Below are 23,144 nucleotides of genomic sequence, written 5' to 3' on the forward strand. Positions count from 1 at the left end.
AACCACGTTACCGGATACCCGATGCCATACCTGACTTACCGCCAGAAGCTTACTTTGCGTAGGCCGGGCATTCAGTGACTTCCGGCACGGCATCGGTCAGGTTGGCGCCAGACTGCCCGTCGCGAATCTCGGCTCCGGTCAGATAACCATAGAAGACTCCGCGCGATACCGACATGTTCGCTTCCCTTGCATCAATATCACCATGTAATTGCGCATCACCGGATACTACCAACCCTGGCACAGTCAGGCCCAGCGGCCATAATGTGGTACTGGCCTGCGCGTTATCTTTAATCACGGCATCGCCCTGAACCACCGTCAGGCCGCCGATGCGTGCGTTATCGGATACCGTGCCGCCAATAACAACCGCATGGCCTTCAACGCGGGCATTACCCAGCACTTTGCCGCCCAGCACTTTGGCATACGGACCGACATAAGCCGTGTCGTCCACCTGTGCGCCTTCGGCAACCCAACCACCGCCATTGCGGTGTCGATGGCCATTGGCGGTCGGCGTCGGTGCATTCGGCTGGCTACCGTCAGCCCAGGCATTGGTCAAGTCCACGGTCCACGGGTAACGGTATACGCCGTAGTAAGCCTGATCCCACTTGATCTTATGCATCTCAGTCGGCGTCCCCATCACGACCAGATAAATGCTTTCGCCTTTCTTGATGGAAAAATTATTGACGGATGCACTGGCTCCGCGCTGTAACGCGCTATAACGCGCCTTACCCGCTGCGTTGACTGCAACCAGTCCCCAACGCCAGTCGGAATCCGGCGATGTAAGCGCAGCAGGATCGTTTTTCAGCCCCGGAAAACGATTGACCGCCGCCACCGTCTGTACCGCACCGTTAAACTTCACGCTGATACGGCTGGCGCCATTATCCGCAATGAGCCGCACCACGTTATAACCCCAGCGCTGCGGAGCCTGCTCGTACAGTACGCCAAAACGACGCGCGCCGGCGGTATTGCTGATGGGATCCAATGTTGCGACGCGCAGCAGCCGATAGGAATTTCCGCCATTGGGCTCGAATGCCTCATACCCGCCCAAAAGACGGCGATACACCTCTCCCTGATTGTAACCATCCGGATCAGTGTAACCCCAGCCGACATTACGCAATGCCCAGTCGCCGAAGAAATCATTCAGCTCGGACTGACTCCAGTTCATGTTGCTTTTCAGTACTGAGAACGGATCTGCCGTCCCCTGTTCAGGATCACCCTCTTTCGGCGCTTTCGCCCACAAATCATTGACGGCTTTATAGCCATAACGGTTTTTCAGGTTCTCCAGAAATAACCAGCCGCCATAGCGGGTGCGCGAAGTGCCAAGATGCAGATGCGGCATATTAATCACTTCTTCGACGCTACCGGTCTGGGTGTGATGAAGATTATCCATCTGATGCGTCATCCAGTCGGCATGAGCTTCCCAGAACCACCCCATATAGTTAATGCTACCGGGAGCGGTCGCCTGGAAACCACCGGTTTGCCCCTGCAACGCGTGGGCCAGTTCATGCGGCATCGCCCAATTGATCGACCAGTCGTTTTTCAGCTCTTCCGTGCCGATCCACATTCCCATGCTGCCGTTGGGCGCCAGACCGCCGGTCAACGCAAACGATGGGTCAAGATGAACATTGGCTTTGATTTTTACCTTGCTATTGCAATAAGGCTCGGGAAATTTAATCTGGTTGACGTACTTATCCCACGCTTCTTCCAACCGCTTCGCCGCAGTTTCGACGCTGTTTATATTTACTTTACCCGCATCGCTATCTTTCCAGCGAAACGCGAAGTGCGCGCTCTGGTATTTTACCGCCGGCATATCCGTCGCGGTGGTATCCGCCTGCCAGTTGCCGGTTATGCAGGTTTCATCGGCGAATGCCGGCGTGAGAGCGAACAAACCGCCGAGAATCAACGCACTGTTGACCATCCTGGCCACCGTTTTTACATGTCCCATAATGCTATCCTTTACTTCCCTATGCGTATCATGGTGGGCGGCACGCCAACACCGCCGCACCTGATAATCCTGATGAAAAGGGAACCGGACTTCCCGGTTCCCTTTTATGTCGATGATGTATTAACCGGCGATCATTTAGCGTAAGCCGGACGTTCGGTCACTTCCGGCACGGCGTCGGTCAGATTGGCACCGGCCTGGCTATCTTTCACTTCATTTTCGTCAATGAAGCCGTAGAACACGCCCTTGGATGCAGACACGCCACGAATTTCCGCATCGCCGCGCAATTGCGCCGAGCCGGATACCACTACGCCCGGTTCGAAAGCGCCCGGTCCTTTGAACACGGTGCTCACCTGGGCGTTGTCCTTGACAACCGTATTGCCCTGCACCACCGTCAGACCGCTGACGCGGGCGTTGCCGGATACGGTGCCGCTCAGTACGGTAGCGTGATCTTCGATACGGGCATAATCCAGCACCTTACCGCCGATCACCCGGGCATACGGCCCGACATAAGCGGTCGACGCCACTTCTGCGCCATTCGCCACCCAGCCACCGCCGTTGCCGTGACGACGGCCATTGGCGGTCGGCGTCGGGGCGTTCGGCTGCGAGCCTTCCGGCCAGGCGTTGGTCAGGTCCACCGTCCACGGGTAGCGGTACAACGAGTAATAGGCCTGATCCCAGGTGATCTGGTGCATTTGCGACGGCGAGCCCATCACCACCAGATACAGCCCTTTATCACTCGATTTCACCGCAAAGTTGCTGATTTTGGCCGACGCGCCGCGTTGCAGCGTGCTGTAACGGCTCTTACCGGCGGAGTCGATCGCCACCAGGCCCCAACGCCAGTCGGAATCCGGCTGGTTGAGAGCAACCGGGTCGTTCTTCAGGCCCGGCAGGCGATTGACCGCCGGCGCGCTTTGTACCACGCCCTGGAACGACACCGTCACTTTGGTCGCACCGCTGTCCGGAATCAGACGAACAATATTGTAGCCCCAGCGCTGCGGCGCCTGATCGAACGGCACGGCAAAACGTCTTACGCCGGAGGCGCTGACCGGGTCTAATGCGGTAGTACGCAGTAATTTATCGGCATTCTCCTGAGACGGCGTCACCGCACCATATCCACCGTAAGTCCGGCGATAGAAACTACCGCGATCGTAACCATCAGGATCGGTATAGTCCCAGTTGACGTTGTGCATCGCCCAGTCGCCGAAGAAATCGTTCAGCTCGGATTGGCTCCAGCCCATGTTGCTCTTCAGCACACTGATCGGGTCGGTCGTATTTTGCTCGGCACTACCCGCCTTCGGCGCTTTAGCCCAGATATCGTTCACTGCGCTGTAGCCATAGCGGTTCTTCAGATGTTCCATGAACTGCCAGTTACAGTAACGATCGCGGGTTGACCCCAGATACAGGTGCGGATAGTTCACCAGCATATCGGAGCAATGTGCGGAAGTGCCGCGGTATTCATCCAACTGATGAGACATCCAGTTCGCGTGGGATTCCCAGATCCAGCCAACGAAGTTTTGATTACCGTAAGACTGGAAGCTGCCGGTCTGCCCTTGCAACGCATGGGTGAATTCATGCGCCAGTCCCCAATGGTCAAGCAGTGCGCCGGGGCCGATCCAAACCCCCATCGTGCCGCCATCCGCCACACCGCCGGTCAAACCGAAGGACGGGTCGATATGAATATTCGCTTTGTATTTAACGGCCGCATTGCAATATGGCTGCGGGAATTTGATCTGGTTAATGAACTTATCCCAAATCAACTCCAGTTGTTTGCCGGCGGCGGCGACATCGGCCTGTTTAACCTGATTACCCGTCCAACGAAACGCAAAATGTTCGGTCTGATACTGTACTGCCGGCATATCACTGACTTTACTCACCTGCCAGTTACCCGCCACACAGGTTTCATCCGCATAAGCGGCATTCGCCGCCAATAAACTGCCTACGGCAAGCAGACAGCGGCCCAGAGAAATATGCTTTCTTATCTGCGACATAAGTCCGTTTTCCAAGCATGATAATGATAAATACGCCTTCTCACGATCCTATGAAAAGGAAAGCAAACCTCCTGACACAGGACGTCAAAGGCAGCCTTATAGGGTCTTCATGACCTGTTTTACCTACTGAATATCGTCACTCACTGACAGCGTGACACATCAACTTTATTACACTTTTCAATCTAGCAATACGGACAGATCTACAATTATTGACAAAACATCACATAAATACAGAATAATTAACCCTGATAAATCAATAAAAACGCCTAACATCAAAAAATCAGCATGGTTAGCTGGTAACTCCCGCCATCGATAATTATTAATACAAACTCATGATTCACCCCGACCATATTGTATGTGAGACGCATTATCGATAACCTTGCTACTTATTTTCATGCTCGACAGGTAATCGTATGGTGGGATCAGACGGGTGCGCCGCCGGCGTGCTATCAGGAAATAACAACTACCGTTATATGCGGTGGATGCTGGGGTTACTGGCCATGCTGCTGGTCGGCTGCGACAATAGCGCTTCTTCGACGCAGCATACGTCAACCGCCCCTGCCGAGGGCTGGCCGCGCACGTTGCAAACGCCAAAGGGGCCGGTAACGCTCGCCCATCCCCCTCAACGCATCGTTTCCACCAGCGTCACCATCAGCGGCACACTGCTGGCGATCCACGCGCCGCTGATCGGCTCTGGCGCGACCAGCCCCAACACCATCGTGGCTGATGAACAGGGATTCTTTCGTCAGTGGGGTACCGAGGCGAAAGCGCGCGGCGTTATCCCGCTCTATGTAACCGAACCCAACGCCGAAGCGATCGCCGCCGCCGCGCCGGATATGATCGTCATAGCCGCCACCGGCGGCGATTCCGCCCTGAAACTGTATGAACAGCTTGCCGCCATCGCCCCGACGTTGGTGGTGGATTATGGTGATAAAAGCTGGCAGCAGTTAGCGGAATATCTGGGCCAGGCAACCGGTCGCGAAACCGATGCCCGGCAGGTGATTGAACGTTTCGAACAACGGGTGCAGACGGTGAAGCAAGCAATTCAGTTGCCACCTCAGCCGGTGTCGGCACTGGTGTATTACGAAGACGGCCGCGGCGTCAACCTGTGGACACGCTCATCCGCGCAGGGGCAACTGCTCAGCGAGCTCGGCTTCCAGTTGGCGTCGCTACCGGACAACCTGCCGACGGAAACCCGCATGGGGAAACGGCAAGATATTTTGCAGATCTCCGGCGAGAACATGGCCGGCAGCCTTAATGGCCAATCACTGCTCCTATTCGCCAATGACGACGAAACCGTTAACCGGGTCGTCGCCAATCCATTCCTCAGCCATCTGGAACCGGTTAAACAACGCCGCATCTGGGCGATGGGCCCGGATACCTTCCGGCTCGATTATTACAGCGCCGGCAACCTGTTGACCCGTATCGAGCAGAGCTTTCGCCGGCCAACGCCCCACTGAGGTATCGCATCGTCACCGTGGTGCTGCAACACCGCTTACCCCTCTTGTATCGCGTCGCCGGTTTTCTCTTCATCCGGCGACGGTTCGCCGAAACGACACTGGCGCAGCGGCCGCACCAGCAACGCCATCATGCTGCCCAACAACGCCGCCGCCGCGCCAAAAACCAGGATGCTGCTTGCAGGCGCCAGCAGTTTGCCCATTACCCCCAGAATCAGCGCCCCAACGGAATCGCCGGTGACATCCTGTGCCGTTCCCAAGCTATTGACCCGCCCTAGCAGGTGATCCGGCGTATGGCTCTGGATCAAGGTGAACTGCAACAACGAGGTGATCGCGTTGAAATAGCCATAACAAACCAACGCCAGCAGCGCAGGCAGCAAATGGCTGAACACCCCTAGCGACCCCACCGCCAGAAACGCGCCCGTCGCACACCCCAGCAGAATGCGTCCCGGCCGCTGCACGCCCGATACCCAACCACTGGTGAACGCCCCCAGCATGGCGCCCAGCGGCACGGCGGAATACATCAACCCCACCGCCGACGGCCCGGCATGGTACGCATCGCCTGCCAGCGCCGGAAACAGCACTCGCATCGCCCCGACCACGCTTACCAGCATCCCTAACAGCACCACGCAACCCACCACCGGGTGCGCACAAACGAATCGTACGCCACCGGCCAGCGCCTGTAATGGATGCTCCGGTTTGCCCGGCGCCGGTTTCATCGCCGGTAGCCGCACCAGCGGGATCAACGTTGCCAGCGTGCCTGCCGCGGCCACCGCAAAGTTCCAGCCCACGCCGCCTGCAACAATAATCACCCCGCCCAGCGCCGGCGACAAAATCGCTCCCAGCCGCACCGTCAGCATGGTCAACGCACCGGCAGCCGGCAAATTTTCCCGCCCGACCAGCAATGGGATCACCGCCATCAGGGCAGTCATACCCAGCGCACCAAAAAAGCCGTCCCAGGCTGCCAGCAGGTAAAGCGCCGGCAATGACGGCGAACCGGAAAATGCATTCAGGCTCAACGCCACGAACCCTAGCCCACAGGTCGCGCGGGCAAACAGAATCAGTTTACGGCGATCGAAGCGGTCCGCCAGCACACCGCCCAACATCAGCCCGATAAACATGCCGATGCCATCCAGCGCCACCGCCATCCCAACCTGCAACGTGGAGCCGGTCATTGCCTGAATCTGCACCGGCACGCCGACGGTCAACATACCGAGCGCAAAGACCGACAACATACGGGCGACAAAAATGGCGCGAAAATGCGCATTCTGCTTCAGCAAGCTGAAGTCGAGAAAAAAAGAAGATTTAGCCATGAGCGTTGGTTGAATTCCTGTTCTTAATGAAAATGCTGTTTTGTCCACGCGGCACCGCCGCCATTGACGGCCTGAGATGACCGCTCGTCAGCCAAAATGTGGGGGCGTAGGCGGCGCGGTAAATGGCGCCAATACGGCTTCAGGTCAATGTCTTTGCCGAAGTCCCTATGCTATCCTAGCCTCGTCACAACATTAATGATAATAATAATCATATGCATTATTTAATAAAGCGATTCTTATCAGTGAGACCCGCCCTTTCCGGTCAGAGGGTCGCGACAACCGGCTTACCGCGCTTACAGCCATCAGTTACTGGTCGGCGTATCGCCGGTGTGATCCCCTGCCTGCTGCTGCTGGCGTTGATCTCTCTTGCCAGCCTGATGCTGGGCGCCCGCGCTATTGCGCCGGACGTGGTCTGGCACACGCTGTTCAGCCAGTTGCAAGGTCCGGACAGCACCATCGTTTTACAGGCGCGGCTACCGCGGACTCTGGCCGGCATTCTGGTGGGCATGGCACTGGGCGCCGCCGGCGCGGTGATGCAGGCGCTGACCCGCAACCCGCTGGCCGACCCCGGCATCCTTGGCGTTAACGCCGGCGCCAGCTTCGCCATCGTGCTCGGTATCAGCGTCTTCGGCATTACCGGTATGGCCTCGTGGCTGGGTTTCGCCTGGCTCGGCGTACTGGCGGCCGGCCTGATGGTGTGGGTCATCGGCACCCTGAGCGGCGGCCGGGTCAATCCGATCCGCCTGACGCTGGCCGGCGTGGCGCTGAGCGCCGTGTTATCTGGTTTTACTTCATCGCTGTCGTTGCTCAATCCGCTGGCGTTTGATCAACTGCGCCTATGGGAAGCCGGCACGCTGGATATCCGTTCGTTGAGTAATGTCGCCTGGGTAACCCCTACCGTATTACTGGGCTGCGCGCTGGCTTTTTTCACCGCCCGCTCGCTGAATACGCTCAGCATGGGCGACGATCTCGCCACCGCTCTCGGCACCCGCGTAGCGTTGATTCGCGTTATCGCCATGCTGTCGGTGATGTTGCTGTGCGGTTCCGCCACCGCGCTGGCCGGCCCTATCGGGTTTGTCGGCCTGATGATCCCGCATATCGCACGCGGCTGGGCGGGCCCTGATCAGCGCTGGATCCTGATCTATTCGCTGCTGTTCGCCCCGATACTGCTGCTTGGCGCCGATATCATCGGTCGATTGCTGGTACCGGGTGAGCTGCGGGTTTCCATCGTCACCGCCTTTATCGGCGCGCCGGTCCTGATCTGGCTGGTACGTCGACGTCACTCTTAGGGAACTCCTGCTATGTCTACCCGAACCCTGTTCCTGCGCCTACCTGCCGACGTTGCCAGCGGCCGTCTGCCGCTACGCGCGTTGTGGGTCAACCTGGCGCTATTACTGGGCGGCGCAGCATTGCTGACGCTGGCGGTGAGCCTCGGCACCCTGCCGCTGTCCGCCGCGATGGTGTGGCAGGCGCTGGCAGGCCACGGCGATGCCGGCACCGTGACCGTCGTCACCCAATGGCGCGCCCCACGGGCGGTGATGGCACTGCTGGCCGGCGCGGGCCTCGGCGTCAGCGGCGCCATTTTCCAGTCGCTGACCCGCAACCCACTGGGCAGCCCGGACGTAGTCGGGTTCAATACCGGCGCGTATACCGGAGCGCTGGTGACCATCATTGTGCTGCACGGCAGCTATTACCAGATTGCCGGCGGTGCGGTACTGGGCGGCCTGGCGACGGCGCTGGCGGTGTATCTGCTGGCGTGGCGGCGAGGCATCAGCGGCTTTCGGTTGATCATCGTCGGTATTGCGGTCAGTGCGGTGCTGTCGGCGTTCAACACCTGGCTGATGATCGCCGGCGCGCTGGAAACGGTGATGACCGCCGCGCTGTGGGGCGTCGGATCGCTGAACGGTATGACCTGGACCAAAGCCACGCCCGCCTTGTTGCTGATCCCGTTGACGCTGCTGGCGACGTTGCTGCTGGCACGGCGACTGCAACTGCTGGAGATGGGCGACGACAGCGCGCGGGCGTTGGGCGTGAGCGCGGAAAGCAGCCGATTGCAACTGATGCTGTGCGGTATCGTATTGATTGCGGTCGTGACCGCCTGCGTCGGGCCGATTTCCTTTATCGCGCTGGCGGCGCCACAAATTGCACGTCGCCTGGCTCGCGCCAGCACTATGCCGTTATGCGCCTCGGCGCTGGCCGGTGGGCTGTTGCTGCTGACCGCGGATATCGTCGCGCAACATCTGTTTGCAGGCCGGCAACTACCGGTAGGCGCGGTGACGGTCAGCATCGGCGGGCTTTACCTCATCGGGTTACTGATCCGTGAAGCGCGTCGGTAATCCGTATCGTTAATTTGCCTGTAATAGAGTGATTCGGATGACACAGCTTTTGCACGCCGAGCAGTTAACGCTAGGCTACGACAACAACATTATCGCCCGGGATCTGAGCGTGGCGATCCCGGCCGGAAAATTCAGTGTAATCATCGGCCCCAACGCCTGCGGCAAATCTACCCTGCTGCGTGCGCTGTGCCGCCTGCTAAAACCGATGGCGGGCGACGTCTTGCTGGATGGCACCAGCATCCACCGTATTCCAACTAAAACGCTGGCGCGGCAACTGGGGCTGTTGCCGCAGCACGCCATTGTGCCGGATAACATCACGGTGATGGATCTGGTGGCGCGCGGGCGCTACCCGCACCAGACGCTGCTGCGCCAGTGGAGCGACGCCGACCAAACGGCGGTGGCGCAAGCGATGGCGGCGACCAACGTCAGCGAACTGGCGGAACGCAGCGTGGATGCGCTTTCCGGCGGCCAACGCCAGCGGGTGTGGATAGCGATGGTATTGGCGCAGCAAACGCCGCTGTTGTTGCTGGACGAACCGACTACCTGGCTGGATATCGCCCATCAGATTGACCTGCTGGACCTGTTCCGCGAACTGAACCAGCAGCACGACCGCACATTGGTCGCTGTGCTGCACGACCTTAATCAAGCCTGCCGCTACGCCGATCACCTGATCGTCATGCGTGCCGGTACGGTAATGGCGCAGGGCGCGCCCGCCGATATCGTCACCGCCGAACTGGTACAAGAGGTGTTCGGCATGGCCTGCGTCATCATCGACGACCCGGTTTCCCACACTCCGCTGATTGTGCCCTGCGGCCGCCATCACCCGGCGCCCTGAAGCCAGGCGCGGTTGGTAATGCCAGTCAGTTAAACGGCAGACTGGCATTGCCTAACGCAATAAGTCGTTACTGCACAAAATCCGCCCTATGAGTTCATGTCCTTATCAACATATACCGTGAAACCTTGTGGTTTTAAATCTGGATGATCAATTGAAATGTCATTGATAATTTTTCCGGTCAACGTATAAACCAAATGCCCGGCGATATGTTGGCACCGCTCATACTCTTCCGCAGGTAACACAGATTTCAACACTGCCAGCTCAGCTTTGATTTGCTCAATAAGAACAATCGATTTTTCAATCAGGCTTTCAGCTATTTTTTTATCTGAAATGAACATATATGTTGTCCTGCAACGCGAATTATTTTGGGTATAAATAGCATACGACGGTATTTTTCTTCTACCGGTGCCTTCGACGCTTTTTTGGCAATATTGGCCGACTACCGTCGGCCATTCTCTTATTACCTGCGCAGCAGTTTATTCAGCAACGGCCCGAGGTTTTCCAGCGACGCCGGCGACAGAATATCCGCGTGTTCGCAAGACTGCGGGTACTGCGTCAGTGTGCCGACATACGGCGCCCAGGTGGCGTTGACATCCATGTCAGCCGGCAAGGTGCGGGTCGCCACAAACAACGTGGCTTCACCGTCGTAACGGCCCGAGCGGGCCGATGACAGCAACCGAACCGCATCCTGATAGTTGCCGACGATATTGCTAAACATCGCCGCCCGTTCCGCCCGTAATTGCGGATCGTCCTCCGCCTGGGTGTCTGCCATAAACCCGGCCTGTTCGCGCGCCACTTCCTCGCGGGCGTCGGCTTCGTCCGGGGCGCTCCAGTCCTGCCCTTCCGGCGGGTAGGTATCCAGCAAGCCGAGGAACGATACCGTTTCACCCGCCTGTTGCAACCGCGCAGCAATACCGTGCGCCAGCGTCCCACCCAGCGAATAGCCCAGCAGGAAATACGGCCCCTGCGGCTGAACACGTCGGATGGTCGCCAGATGGTGATCGCACATGTCCGCCACCGATTCGCAGCGGGCGATCACCCCGTCCGGCCGCGGCGATTGCAACCCGACGATCGGGTAATCCCCGTCCAGATAACGCAACAACCCCGCGTACTGCCAGGCAAAACCCGACGCCGGATGCAGGCAGAACAACACCGGTCCACCGCCGGAACGCAACGGCAGCGTTTCGCCATTCCCATCCGAGTGACTGCCGTCGGTTGCGTCGTCCACCAGCGCGGCGATGCTGGCTACGCTGCGCGCCGCCATTAGCTGCCCCACCGTCAACGACCGTTGCAACCGGCGGCGAATCTCGGCGGCCAGCCGCATCGCCAGCAACGAATGACCGCCCAGCGCGAAGAAATCGTCCTCCGCCGATACCGTTTCGCACGCCAGCAGCTCGGCGAATAACGCGGCGATGGTGCGTTCGCTGTCCGTCTGCGGTGCGCGTCCGGCGGCCTGCTGCCCGGCTGGCGCCGGTAATGCCTTACGATCCAGCTTGCCGTTGGCGCTGAGCGGGAATGACGTCATCAGCACGTAACTCACCGGCACCATATGGGCCGGCAGTTGCTGCGACAGCGCCTGTTGTAACGCGGCGATATCCAGCGTGGTCTCGGCCTGCGGCACCAGCCAGGCCACCAGTTGCCGGGCATCGGCACCGTGCAGTCGGGCTGATTTTCCGCCCAGCTCACGCGCGCCGACCACCGCCTGCGCCACGCCGGGCTGCGCCAGCAGCACCTGCTCAATTTCACCCAGCTCGATACGCTGCCCGCGGATTTTCAACTGATCGTCGCTGCGACCGAGGTAGTCCACCGTGCCGTCTTCCAGCCAGCGTGCGATGTCGCCGGTGCGGTACATGCGCTCACCGCTGGCGAACGGGTCCGCCACAAAACGGCTGGCGGTCAAATCCGGCCGACGCAGATACCCCTGCGCCAACTGGATGCCGCACAGATACAGATCGCCCGGTACGCCAACCGGCACCGGCCGCAGCGCGCCGTCCAGAATGCGCAGTTGGGTGTTCCACACCGGCAGGCCGATGGGGATGCCCGGCAACTGACAGCGTTCCAACGCCTCGCCGGACGCCGGTTGCCAGGTGACGTCCACCGCCGCTTCGGTCGGGCCGTACAGGTTGTGCAGCGGCGCCGCGATGAGCGCCTGATAATTCAGCGCCAGCTCGCGCGACAACGCTTCGCCGCTGCAAAATACCCGCCGCAAACTGCCGCAGCCGATCTCCGCACGCGGGCGCATCTCCAGCGCGCTCACCCAGGCCGCCAGCATCGACGGCACGAAGTGCAGGGTGGTCACCGCGTAGTCGTTGATCAACTGTACCAGCGCATCCGGGTCGCGGTGCGCATCCGGCGGCGCCATGACCAGCCGGGCACCGACCATCAGCGGCCAGAAGAATTCCCACACCGAAACATCGAAGCTGCACGGTGTTTTCTGCAACACCACGTCATCCGCCTGTAGCGGGTATTGATGTTGCATCCACCACAAGCGGTTGACGATGGCCTGATGGCCGACCACCACCCCTTTCGGGCGGCCGGTGGAGCCGGAGGTGTAAATCACGTAAGCCGCCTGTTGTTCCGCGACCAGCGACGATTGTTCCGCGATCTGCGGCGACGGGTGACGCGGCGACTGGCGTTCATCCGCCAACGTGTCCAGCAGCAGGACATCCGCCATGTCGGCAAAACGTGACTGCAAACTGCTTTCGGTGATCATCAGCCGGGGTTGCGCATCCTCCACCATCAGCGCCAGTCGTTCATCCGGATAACCGGTATCCAGCGGCAGGTAAGCGGCACCCGCTTCCAGAATGGCGTACAGCGCCAGACTGAGGCGCACCGAGCGCGGCAGCGCCACCGCCACGATATCGCCGGGCCGCACGCCGGCGTCGCTCAACCGGTCGGCCAGTAGCCGGGTTTGATGTCGAACCTGACGGTAAGTCAGTTGATGCCGGCAATCCACCAGCGCGATGCACTCCGGTGTGCGTTGCGCCTGCGCCGCCAGTGCCTGATGTAACGTGCCCGGCGGCACCGGCTGTTCAGTGCGGTTGACCGCCGCCAGCAACGCCTGTTCTTCCGGCAGTTGCAGGTTCCAGGCCGACAGCGGGCGTTCTGGCTCGGCCACCAGTTGTTGCAACAACAGCAACAGGCGTTGCGCCAGCCGCTGCGGCTGCGCCACGCCGTCGCGGTATTCCATCAACAGCCGCAGCCGTTTGCCGGGCAGTACCAGCAGCGTCAGCGGATAGTGGGTGTAACCCCGATTGTTGACCGCCTCGCAGCGCAGCGCCTGCCCTGGCTGACTCAGTTCATCGCCATCCGGGTAGTTCTCCACCACCAGCAGGGTGTCGAACAGCGTACCGGTCCCCGCCAGTTGCTGGATTTCTCCCAACCCGATATCGTCGTGCTCAATCAACTGAATTTGCTGCGCCTGCAATTCGGCCAGTTGCGGCGGCAGCGCCCGCGCGGCATCCAGCCGCACCCGCACCGGCAGCGTATTACTGAACAGCCCGACCTGCTGGCCGATGCCGTCAATCTGACCAAAGCGGCCGGATACCGGCGAGCCGAACAACACATCGTCCGCCCCGCTGCTGGCGCTAAGCAGCATCCCCCAGAGACCCTGCATCACGCTGTTGAGCGTCAGGCCATACTGTTTGCACAGCGCCAGCAACCCTTGTTCCAGTTGCGGCTCCGGCAGCAGTTCCAACTCACTCACGTCGCCGTGATGCGGGCCATCGCCGAACAGCAGCGTCGGCCGCGCGCCTGCCAGCACCTCGTGCCAGCACTGGCGCGAGGTCTGTGCATCGCGGGCCGCCAGTTGGCGAATAATGTCGGCATACGGCACTGCGTGCGGCGTCAGCGCGCGACACCCCTGATACAACACGGTGAACAAATCGCGCAGGCACACCGGGGTCGACCAGCCGTCCACCACCAGATGATGTGCGTTAAGGAACAGCGTGTGCCGCTCTGTGTCCGCGTGGCTGACCAGCAAGGCGTGCAGCATCGACGACGGCTGATGGAACAGGTCGCGCGCCAGTTCGGTTTTTTCCAGCGCCAGCAAGGCATCGGCCTCGTCGTCTGCCGACATCGCCGGTAACGTCAGGCTCTCCAGCGGCCAGTAGCACTGGTCGTCACGCAGTACCGGCAACACCTGCAACGGCGCCGACGTATGTTCGGTATCGAAGCGCGCCGCCAGTTGCGGATGGTGACGCACCACCGCTTCCAGCGCCTGGCTCAGTTGTGCTACCGACAGCGGGCCGCGCAGCGACAGCCGGGTCAGCGAGTTATAGCTGCCGGCGGCTTGCGCCAGTTGAGCGTGAAACAGCAGTCCTTGCTGTAGCGGCAGCACCGGCAATACCGCCGCCAGCGGCCCGTAGTGTTGACGCAAGCGCTCAAGCGCCGGGTCATCGACACCGCTCAGCGCCACGTCGGCGGATACCAGCGTATCCGACAGCGGCGGAGAACCGGCCAGATCCCGCCACGCCTCGATCGCCTGCATCATCCCCTGATGCAGCGCGTCGATATCCTCCGCGTCGAACACCCCGTGTGCCCATCCCCAGTGGATAGCCAGTTGCGGTTGTTCGCCCTGTTCATCGACAAAAATATTGATATCCAGCGGATGGCTGAGCGGTATCGTCGGCGCCTGCGCCACGGCAAAGGCATCGCGGAAATAGCGCTCGCTGCGACGCGGCGACCAAGGCCCTTCGTCCGCGTCGAAGCGCCCCAGATAGTTGAACAGAATTTCAGGAGCGTGTTCTTCCAGCGCCGCCAGCGCATCGGCACTCTGTGCATCCAGATAACGCAGCACGCCATAACCGACGCCGCGATCCGGCACCGCCCGCAACGCACCTTTCACTGACCGCAGGATAGCCCACGGCGTAGCGTCCGCGGCCGACGCATCAATGCACACCGGGTATTCGGCGGTCAGCCAGCCGACCGTGCGCCCGAGATCCAGCCCCTCCGGCGTGTCGATACGACCGTGAGATTCCAGTGCCAGCCGTAACGGCTGAACGCCAAAGCGGCGGTGACAGGCCAGCACCAGCGCGCCCAGCAAGATCTCGTCCACCCGCGCCTGATAGCGTTCCGGCAACGTCGTCAGCACCGCATCGGTCAGCCCGTTATCCAGTACCCGGCGTGACAGCCGTCGGGTTTGCTCCTGATCACGAGACGGATCGAGACGTCGCTGCCCCAGTTGCGGCAGCGACGCCGCCAGCGCCGATTGCCAGAGCGGCAATTCGGCACGGCGCGCCGCTACCTGCCCTTTCAGACTGGCGGACCAGTCGACCAACGAACACTCTTCGGCAGGCAACACGGCCGGTTGGCCGGCCATCGCCGCCTCAGCCGCCTGACGCAATTCCGGCAGCAGGACGCGCCACGATACGCCGTCCACCACCAGATGGTGAACAACCCATACCAGCCCACAGGCGCGGCCGTCGCGTTGCAGCAGCACCGCTTGCATCATCTGCCCTGCCGCCGGGTCGAGGCGCGCCATCGCCGCGTCAAACGCCCGTTCGGCCGCCGCATCAACCGGCTCCTGCGCCGTCAGCGTGTCGCTGATCACGGATACGGTCGTGGACGAAGCGGCGTCAATCACCAGTTGCCCGTCGCGGGTCAGCGCGGTCAACGCCGGGTGCGCCTGCGCCAGTGCGATCAGCGCTTGTGTCAGGTGCGCCGGTTGCAGCGCGTCCGGCACCGACAGGAAAACGCCGTGCGCAAACCGTTGGTTGATGCCCGCCAGGCGGTCGAAGCCGTGCACGATAGGCAGGCCGTCCACCACGCCATGCCGTACCGTGCGTGCCGGCCCGGATGCCGCCGCCAGCGGCTGCATTGCCTGCGCCATGCGCGCCGGCGTGCGTTCGGCGAAAATGGTTTTCGGCCGCAGTTGCCAGCCGGCGCGTCGCAACAGCGTGCCCAGCCCCATGGCGGAAATGCTGTCGCCGCCCAGCGCAAAGAAATCCGCCTCCGCGCTGACTGAATCCAGTTTCAGCAAACTGGCGATGGACTGGCAAATCAGCCGTTCCTGGTCGGTGGCGGCTTCACGCCCGGCCACCGCGGCGGCCTGCTGCGGTTTCGGCAGCGCCTGACGGTCAATCTTGCCGTTGACGGTCAGCGGCAACTCCGCCATCACCATCAATACCGCCGGGATCATGTAGTCCGGCAATTGTTCCGCCAGTTGCGCCAGCAGGCGGGCGGCGCAATCCGGTTGTGCGCGGGCGGCTTCGTCCGGCACCGAGCAGTAACCAATCAGCCGATGCGTCGCGCCGAGCGGTTCGGCGATCACCACTGCGGTGCTCACCTCGGCCAGCGCCACCAGCGCGTTTTCCACCTCGCCCAGTTCGACGCGGAAACCACGGACTTTGATTTGGTGGTCAACGCGGCCGATAAACGCCAGTTGACCGTCGTGACGCCAGCGCATCAGGTCGCCGGTGCGGTACATCACCGCGCCCGGCATGAACGGACAGGCGACAAAGCGTGTGGCGGTCAGATCCGGGCGGCGCAGATAGCCGCGCGCCAACCCCGGTCCGGCGATGTACAGCTCACCGGGCACGCCTACCGGCACCGGGCGCAATTGGTTATCCAGCAGCCAGACCCGGGTATTGGCGACCGGCTGGCCTATCACCGGTTGATCCGCCACCGTAACCCGCGCGCCCAGCGTATCGATGGTGTATTCCGACGGTCCGTAATAATTATGAATTTCCATCTGCGGATGCTGGCGCATCAGTTGCCACAGCCGCGGCGTGGCCGCTTCGCCGCCAATCATGATGAAGGCCGGCTGATGGTTATCCGCCTCCAGCAGACCACTGTCGATCATCTGGGTGAAAAACGACGGCGTGATATCCAACAAGTCGACAGGCGTCTGGTTAAAATGCTGCACCAGCGCCCAGGCGTCTTTACGCAGTTCTTCATCGAAAATGTGTAACTCACTGCCCATCATCATGCAAAACAGCGGTTCCCAGGAGGAATCGAAGGAGAACGAGGCGGTGTGCCCGGCGCGCAGGCGACGGCCGTGTTGCTGTGAAAAACGGGCGATCGCCGGGCCGAACAGGAAGCTTGAATGCGACATCATCAGGTTGAGCAAGCCGGCGTGGGTACTCATCACCCCTTTCGGCTTCCCGGTAGAACCGGAGGTGTAGATCATATATGCCAGATGGTCGCCGCACAGCGGTTCGCGCCGTTCCGCCTCCGTCACCGGGTGAGCGGGTAACCGGGCGCATTCGGCCCGCAAGCCGGCGTCGTCCAGACACAACACCTGCGATAGCTCCGGCATCTGCGCACGCACCGCGCTGTGGGTCAACAGCAGCGCCGGACGCGCGTCGTCGCACATCAACGCCAGACGCTCGCGCGGATAATCCAGATCCAGCGGCATGTAAGCCGCACCGCTGGCCAGCACCCCGAAAATCGCCACCACCGACGATACCGAGCGCGGCACGCCGATCGCCACCACATCGCCAGCGCCAATGCCTTGCGCCATCAACCGGCGCGTCAGTTGCATTACCCGCGCCGACAGTTCACGGTAACTAAGCTGTTCTCGACCACAGACGACGGCCAGCGCATCCGGCTGCTGTTGTACCTGCTGTTGCAAACAATCCAGCACCGAGCGCAGCGTCGCCGGTATCGTCAGGCGCGGGCCGCTGCCCCACCCGTCGATATGCCGCCATTCGCCGTCGCTGAGCAGGTTCAGCGCGCCGATAGCCTGACTCGGCTCTTGCACCAGTTGTGCCAGCAGATGTTGCAGACGCTGCGCGTGTGCCTGCAACACCGGCTCATCATAACGCGCCGGGTTGGCGACCAGTTCCAGTTGCAGCTCGCCGTCCTGCACGCCGAGGGTAAATTCCATATCATCCACCGGCCCCATCGCCAGCACGTGCGTGGTCACCGGCGTGTTCCCCAGCGTCAACCCGGCGTTGTAGACCTTGAAGTTAATCACCGGTCCGTACAAGCCTTCACTGCCGCCGACCAGCCCCAAATCCCGCCGCAACTGCTCCGCTTCATAGCGTTGATGACGGCGTACCGCCTTGATTTCCGCCAGTAGCGCCTGCGTGGCGTCAATCAGCGTCATATCCGGCTGTAGCGTCAGTTGCAGCGGCAATACGTTGACCACCGGCCCGCAAGCGCACAGCGCCGCCGACCCCATCCGCCGCATAAACGGAAAACCGACTGACAAACGCGACTCGCCGCTCATACGGTAGAGGTACACCGTCAGCGCCGCCATGGCGATTTCGGCCGGTTGCGCCTTACCGCCAAACCGTTGTTCCGCCAGTGCGGCAAACGGCGCAGCAGGCAGCGTCACCTGCTGTTGCAAGGTGCGGGCTCCCGCCGGCGCCGGCGTACACACATCCGCCGCCAGCGATACCGGTGTCGGCAACTCGCCGGCATGGTCGCGCCAGAACGCGGCCGCCTGCCGGCAGGCGGGCGAGTTGTCCCACGCCTGATACTCCGCCACCACCTCGGCAAACGGCGTAAACGGCGATGCCTGCGGCGCGTCACCTGCGCGAAGGGCGTTGTAAATCGTCACGATCCGCCGGGTCAGCGCATCAAAACTGAAGCCATCCACCATCAGGTGATGAAAACGCTGATACCAGAACCACCGTTCCGGCTGCGCCGATACCTGCATGATCACCTGCCGGTAGAGCGGTTGCCCGCCATCGGCCGGCAGCGGTGCCGCCAGATCTGCGCGCATCAACGCCCAGGCCGCCTGTTCGCCCTGCGCCGGATCGCTGAAATCCCGCCATTCCGGTTCGCGGATACTTGCGGCATCCGTTGCGGAGGGTAGCCACTGTACCGGATCACCGAGATCATTCAGACCAAAGCGCGCCTGTACCGTATCCGCTTCCGCCAGCCCCTGACGAATCGCCGCCGACAGATGAACCGGGTCGACCGGGCCGTTCAGTTCCAGCGCATGTGCCACCGTAAACGTATTCGGCTGACTGGCAATCTGATCAGCCATCCAGATACCGGGCTGAGCCGCCACCAGCGGCAGTTCCAGAGTCCCCGCCGGATGCGCCGGCGTTACTGGGCGGGAAGGCGTTGACTGGCCGGATGTATCGGCGTCATTAGGTGATCTTGCTTCATTGGATGATCGTGCTGTATTGGATGATTGTGCTTCGTTAAGTCGCTCTGACACGTTGTTGTTTTCCTTACTCCGTCGACGGAAACATTCCTGACTGGGGAACGCCGGTTAGGCTTCGCGGGCCCGCAGACTGGCCGGACGCATGTCTTGCCAGTGCGTTTCGGTATAGGCGATGCACGCCGCGCGGGATTGCGGCCCGAACACCGGCCGCCAACCCGCCGGTACGGCGGCAAACTCGGGCCACAGGCTGTATTGCTGCTGCTCGTTGACCAGTACCAGAAACGTCAGACGCTCATCGTCAAACGGATTTAATTGTTCCTGACTCATTGTGGTTACCTCGTGTGATAAGGGTTGTCGCGCGTTATCGGGCGCTGTCGTTGTTCAGCAGCCAGCGGAAGCCATCCATCAAGCCGCCGCGCCAGCACAGGGTGTCATGCCCGCCGGCATACACGCGCTGGTGAACCTGATGCCCCGCCGCGATCAGCGCCTCATGCATCTGTTGATTAACGAAGGCGATATCCGCTTCACGTCGCCCCGCTTCCTGGAAAATCACCAGCGGCGATGCCGTCCGACCGCCCTGTCGCACCTCGGTCACCAGCACACCGGGTTCCAGCGTGTCGCGTTGGTCGAAGTCGGTGATGAATTGCAGGTTCGGCCACCAGAACGAGCCGGATTGCGTTAAGACGCGGCCAAAACGCTGCGGCCAGTGCAAACCGGCGTACAGCGCCGCCAGTCCGCCATAACTCTGCCCGGACACCACCGTACGGTCCGGGTCGTTGCTAAACGGTTCCAGACGCGCCGTCTGCGGTAACAACTCCTGCTGTACGGCCTGCCAGAACGCGGCATCGCACGGCAGTTCCCGACAACGGGTTTCTCCGTCAATCGCGTCAATAAACAACCAAACCGCGGGCGGCAGATGTCCCTCTGCGGTCTCCGCATCCAGCGCGGTAAACAGCGGCGTCTCTTCGGCCCATTTTTGCCCGTCCAGCACGATGCAGAGCGGCCGTTGCGCCGGTTCATCGCTGACACCGGTGGTGTACAACCAGATACGCCGCTGGTTGTCGAGCTGCTCGCTCTTCCAGTCAAATACCGTCAGCCGGGCGGCGTCCGGCGGCAACGCCGCCCCCTTGTCCACAGCCTGCCAGGCCAGTTGTGACGGCGCGGCCGGCATATGTGCGGCCGATAATTGCTCCCCCCACGGCCGGCTCAGGTTGAGCGGATCGGCGATGGCGCAGGGGAACAGCGAACACCACCACTCCCGCTGCTGCTCGTCACGCTGCGATTCATCGTCGCTAAACACGGGCGGCAGTTGCGTCGCCTCAATCGGAATCAGGGAATAGCTGCCGCGCCAGTCATGCTCAAGGACCATCGACCAGTGCCAAATGTCAGTGCCGGGCAGTCGTTCCAGGCTCTGCGGGTCGGTGCTGTGGTGATCGGTGACGCCGTTGATATCGGCATATACCCGTTGGATAGCGGAATGGCTCTCGTCACCGTTCGGGTCGCGCCAGAGAAAGGTGGCCCGCACCTGCCCGGCATCCAGCATTTCCACCAGCGGTGTTCCCAGCCTGGCGATCTGTTGCCACCAGGCATCTCCCCCTGCCTGAGGCGATGACAAAAGTGTTGCGGCGAAACCTGACGGCTGTGCTGTCGGCATCAAAACCTCCCGGGGCATTCCCCTTTACGTTTTACTTACATTTAATTAACAGTGCTAATGTGTCGATTTTGAAATTTACAGTTCTTTAGACAAGTGAAATAATATTGAGAACCATTTACATTTGCAATAAGATGCAAATCCCGATGTTTATCGGGATACAAAAACCCATACCTCAGTCACGGAGCACGAGATTTAAAATTAACTACATGAATTTAAAGTTAATTAATTGATTGAGTGAGATGAATGACAAGGCTGGGTAATTCAGAGCCTGAAACACATAAAAAATAAGGTCTTTCACAGGAGGGGATCACTGATGCGTAGCACCAGGAATAAACAATTAATAAAACTAAAGTCTTGGCAAAAAAATAAAAACGCAATGCCGGTTGTTCTGGCATCCACGTTGCTGGTAGCGGCACAGGCACAGGCAGCGGAAACCACCACCAGCACCGATACCATGGTGGTTTCCGCCACCGCCGGCGAAAGCGTTACTGCACCGCTGAAAGGTATCGTGGCGAAAGAAAGCGCCTCCGGCACCAAAACCAGTACGCCGCTGGTCAAAACCCCGCAATCGGTCACCGTGGTTACCCGCGACCAGATGGATGCGCAGGCAGTCTCTTCCGTGTCTGACGCGCTGAATTACTCCAGCGGCGTGGTCACCAACTACCGCGGTTCTTCCAACCGCAACGATGAAGTGATTGCCCGTGGCTTCCGCTACGCACCGAAATTCCTTGATGGTCTGAGTTATGGCCTGAGCGGCCAGGGTTCTGCGATAGGCAAAATTGACCCTTGGCTACTGGAGCGGGTAGAGCTGGTGCACGGCCCGGCGTCGGTACTGTATGGACAGGTGAACCCCGGCGGGCTTATCAGCATGACCAGCAAACGCCCGACCGCCGAAACTATCCGCAAAGTGCAATTCAGCGCCGGCAATCAGCATCTGGGCGAAGCGGCGTTTGATTTCGGCGGCGCGCTCAACGACGACAAAACGCTGCTCTATCGCCTCAACGGCGTCGCCAGCACCCGTGATGAATTCGTCAAGGATTACAAAGAGAAACGCGTCGCCATCGCGCCTGCGATCACCTGGCTGCCGAACAGCGACACCAGCTTTACCTTGCTGACCAGTTACCAGAACGATCCTAAGGCAGGCTTCCGCAACTTCCTGCCTAAAATCGGCACGGTGACCGAAGCCAGCGCTGGCTATATCCCTTATGACCTGAACGTCAGCGACCCGAATTATAACCAGTCGAAACGTGAACAAGGCTCAATTGGCTATAACCTTGATCACTCTTTCAATGATGTGTTCTCTTTCCAGCAAAATGTTCGTTACACGCAACTACAAGAAAAATACAAATATCTGGTGTACACCAAAAATGCCGATGCCCCGGCAACCGACACCACGATACTGCGCCGGCCACAGAAAGAAGAGAATGAAATTAGCGAGTTTGGTATCGATAACCAGTTGAAAGCCACATTCGCCACAGGCTCTGTTAACCACACCGTGATCAGCGGGCTGGACTACAAGTGGATGATGCTCGAAAGAAAAATGTGGCTTGATCGTAAAAATGACTACTCATTTGACTGGGCAAACCCAACCTACAACGTCTCAGTCAACGACAGTATGTTAACTACGCTTTCCACTAACGAACGCAATAAGCTCAATCAGGTTGGGTTATACCTTCAGGATCAACTGGAATGGAATCAGTGGAATCTGCTGTTATCCGGTCGACATGACTGGAGCCGTGTCGATAAGCAGGATTACACCGTTGATACCACCACGGAACGCAACGACGGTAAATTCACTGGCCGCGCCGGGTTGCTTTATGCCTTCGACAACGGTATTTCGCCGTATGTCAGCTACAGCACCTCGTTCGAACCCAGCCTGGACAGAGGTGCTCCAGGTACACCTGATTTTAAACCGACGACCGGCGAACAAACCGAGGTCGGCATCAAGTTCCAGCCCAAGGGCAGCAATACCCTGCTGACCGTCTCACTGTTTGACATCACGCAGAAAAACATTACCTCTTCACGCTATTACAACGAATATGGTCGCAGCTACAACGAGCAGATCGGCAAGGTGAAATCCAAAGGGGTGGAAACTGAGGTTCGTTCCCAACTGACGCCGGAAATCAGCCTGATGGCGGCCTACACCTATACCGATGCGTTCACCAAGGAAAGCTACACCGCCAGCCAGATCAACAAAACGCCGTCGGCCATTCCACGCCATTCCGCCTCGACCTGGGGTAGCTATAGCTTCCAAAACGGCCCGCTGAAAGGCGTCACGCTCGGCACCGGGGTGCGCTACGTCGGCTCAACCTACGGCGATAACGCCGAGGGCTTCAAAGTGCCGTCTTACACCCTGTACGACGCGATGGCGCGCTACGAGCTGGGTTCGCTTGCGTCGCAGTTGAAAGGCACCACCGTGCAACTGAACGTCAACAACCTGACCGACAAGCGCTACGTGGCGTCATGCAGCGGCGATACCGCCTGCTTCTACGGCAGCGGACGCACGGTCGTCGCAACCGTCAACTACAGCTGGTAATACGCAGCAGGGCGGGAATTCC

The 23,144-nt window shown here is 60.3% G+C and carries 12 protein-coding genes; 5 read left to right on the top strand and 7 right to left on the bottom strand.

Annotated features, from left to right (window positions below):
- Positions 1–49: 49 nt before the first annotated feature.
- Together FDP13_RS04540 and FDP13_RS04545 are read right to left on the bottom strand one after the other, a co-directional pair.
- Positions 50–1,942: an Svx/AvrXca family virulence/avirulence protein gene (locus FDP13_RS04540; RefSeq protein WP_143838807.1), complete on the bottom strand. Its 1,893-nt coding sequence runs from the start codon at positions 1,940–1,942 to the stop codon at positions 50–52.
- A gap of 131 nt (positions 1,943–2,073) precedes the next feature.
- Positions 2,074–3,930: an Svx/AvrXca family virulence/avirulence protein gene (locus FDP13_RS04545; protein ID WP_143838809.1), complete on the bottom strand. Its 1,857-nt coding sequence runs from the start codon at positions 3,928–3,930 to the stop codon at positions 2,074–2,076.
- Between the two features lie 413 nt (positions 3,931–4,343).
- Here FDP13_RS04545 and fepB point away from each other — a divergent pair, with 413 nt between their 5' ends.
- Positions 4,344–5,390, top strand: coding sequence for a Fe2+-enterobactin ABC transporter substrate-binding protein (gene fepB / locus FDP13_RS04550; RefSeq protein WP_033577024.1), 1,047 nt, complete (start codon positions 4,344–4,346; stop codon positions 5,388–5,390).
- A 35-nt stretch (positions 5,391–5,425) separates the two neighbouring features.
- On the opposite strand, the gene entS is transcribed toward fepB, so the two are convergent.
- Positions 5,426–6,700, bottom strand: a complete 1,275-nt coding sequence (gene entS / locus FDP13_RS04555; protein WP_012769067.1) for an enterobactin transporter EntS — start codon at positions 6,698–6,700, stop codon at positions 5,426–5,428.
- 212 nt (positions 6,701–6,912) lie between these two features.
- Between entS and fepD the strand changes: the two genes are divergently transcribed.
- The 3 genes from fepD to FDP13_RS04570 are packed head-to-tail and all read left to right on the top strand — an operon-like array spanning position 6,913 to position 9,871.
- Positions 6,913–7,989 (top strand): Fe(3+)-siderophore ABC transporter permease, encoded by a 1,077-nt coding sequence (gene fepD, locus FDP13_RS04560; protein WP_012769066.1) that lies wholly within the window; start codon positions 6,913–6,915, stop codon positions 7,987–7,989.
- 12 nt (positions 7,990–8,001) lie between these two features.
- The gene (gene fepG / locus FDP13_RS04565) at positions 8,002–9,036 is read left to right on the top strand and encodes an iron-enterobactin ABC transporter permease (protein WP_143838811.1); all 1,035 of its coding nucleotides are present in this window, start codon (positions 8,002–8,004) and stop codon (positions 9,034–9,036) included.
- Positions 9,037–9,073: 37 nt separating this feature from the next.
- Positions 9,074–9,871, top strand: coding sequence for an ABC transporter ATP-binding protein (locus FDP13_RS04570; RefSeq protein ID WP_012769064.1), 798 nt, complete (start codon positions 9,074–9,076; stop codon positions 9,869–9,871).
- 86 nt (positions 9,872–9,957) lie between these two features.
- On the opposite strand, the gene FDP13_RS04575 is transcribed toward FDP13_RS04570, so the two are convergent.
- From FDP13_RS04575 to fes, 4 genes are all read right to left on the bottom strand, one after another.
- Entirely contained in the window at positions 9,958–10,209 is a 252-nt protein-coding gene (locus FDP13_RS04575; protein WP_012769063.1) for a hypothetical protein, read from the bottom strand.
- 122 nt (positions 10,210–10,331) lie between these two features.
- Positions 10,332–18,986: a non-ribosomal peptide synthetase gene (locus tag FDP13_RS04580; protein ID WP_199886299.1), complete on the bottom strand. Its 8,655-nt coding sequence runs from the start codon at positions 18,984–18,986 to the stop codon at positions 10,332–10,334.
- 54 nt (positions 18,987–19,040) lie between these two features.
- The gene (locus tag FDP13_RS04585) at positions 19,041–19,259 is read right to left on the bottom strand and encodes an MbtH family protein (protein WP_033577022.1); all 219 of its coding nucleotides are present in this window, start codon (positions 19,257–19,259) and stop codon (positions 19,041–19,043) included.
- 34 nt (positions 19,260–19,293) lie between these two features.
- Positions 19,294–20,586 carry an enterochelin esterase gene (gene fes / locus FDP13_RS04590; protein WP_143838812.1) on the bottom strand — a complete coding sequence of 431 codons (1,293 nt, stop codon included), beginning with the start codon at positions 20,584–20,586 and terminating at the stop codon, positions 19,294–19,296.
- Between the two features lie 313 nt (positions 20,587–20,899).
- On the opposite strand from fes, the gene FDP13_RS04595 reads away from it, so the two are divergent.
- Positions 20,900–23,122 (top strand): TonB-dependent siderophore receptor, encoded by a 2,223-nt coding sequence (locus FDP13_RS04595; protein ID WP_143838814.1) that lies wholly within the window; start codon positions 20,900–20,902, stop codon positions 23,120–23,122.
- Positions 23,123–23,144: the final 22 nt, after the last annotated feature.

The organism is Dickeya sp. ws52 (assembly GCF_007210685.1).
Taxonomy (GTDB): Bacteria; Pseudomonadota; Gammaproteobacteria; order Enterobacterales; family Enterobacteriaceae; genus Dickeya; species Dickeya chrysanthemi.

Coding starts and splice junctions, on each gene's coding strand:
- FDP13_RS04540 (WP_143838807.1), bottom strand. CDS start 1,942: ATGGGACATGTAAAAACGGTGGCCAGGATGGTCAACAGTGCGTTGATT.
- FDP13_RS04545 (WP_143838809.1), bottom strand. CDS start 3,930: ATGTCGCAGATAAGAAAGCATATTTCTCTGGGCCGCTGTCTGCTTGCC.
- fepB (WP_033577024.1), top strand. CDS start 4,344: ATGGTGGGATCAGACGGGTGCGCCGCCGGCGTGCTATCAGGAAATAAC.
- entS (WP_012769067.1), bottom strand. CDS start 6,700: ATGGCTAAATCTTCTTTTTTTCTCGACTTCAGCTTGCTGAAGCAGAAT.
- fepD (WP_012769066.1), top strand. CDS start 6,913: ATGCATTATTTAATAAAGCGATTCTTATCAGTGAGACCCGCCCTTTCC.
- fepG (WP_143838811.1), top strand. CDS start 8,002: ATGTCTACCCGAACCCTGTTCCTGCGCCTACCTGCCGACGTTGCCAGC.
- FDP13_RS04570 (WP_012769064.1), top strand. CDS start 9,074: ATGACACAGCTTTTGCACGCCGAGCAGTTAACGCTAGGCTACGACAAC.
- FDP13_RS04575 (WP_012769063.1), bottom strand. CDS start 10,209: ATGTTCATTTCAGATAAAAAAATAGCTGAAAGCCTGATTGAAAAATCG.
- FDP13_RS04585 (WP_033577022.1), bottom strand. CDS start 19,259: ATGAGTCAGGAACAATTAAATCCGTTTGACGATGAGCGTCTGACGTTT.
- fes (WP_143838812.1), bottom strand. CDS start 20,586: ATGCCGACAGCACAGCCGTCAGGTTTCGCCGCAACACTTTTGTCATCG.
- FDP13_RS04595 (WP_143838814.1), top strand. CDS start 20,900: ATGCGTAGCACCAGGAATAAACAATTAATAAAACTAAAGTCTTGGCAA.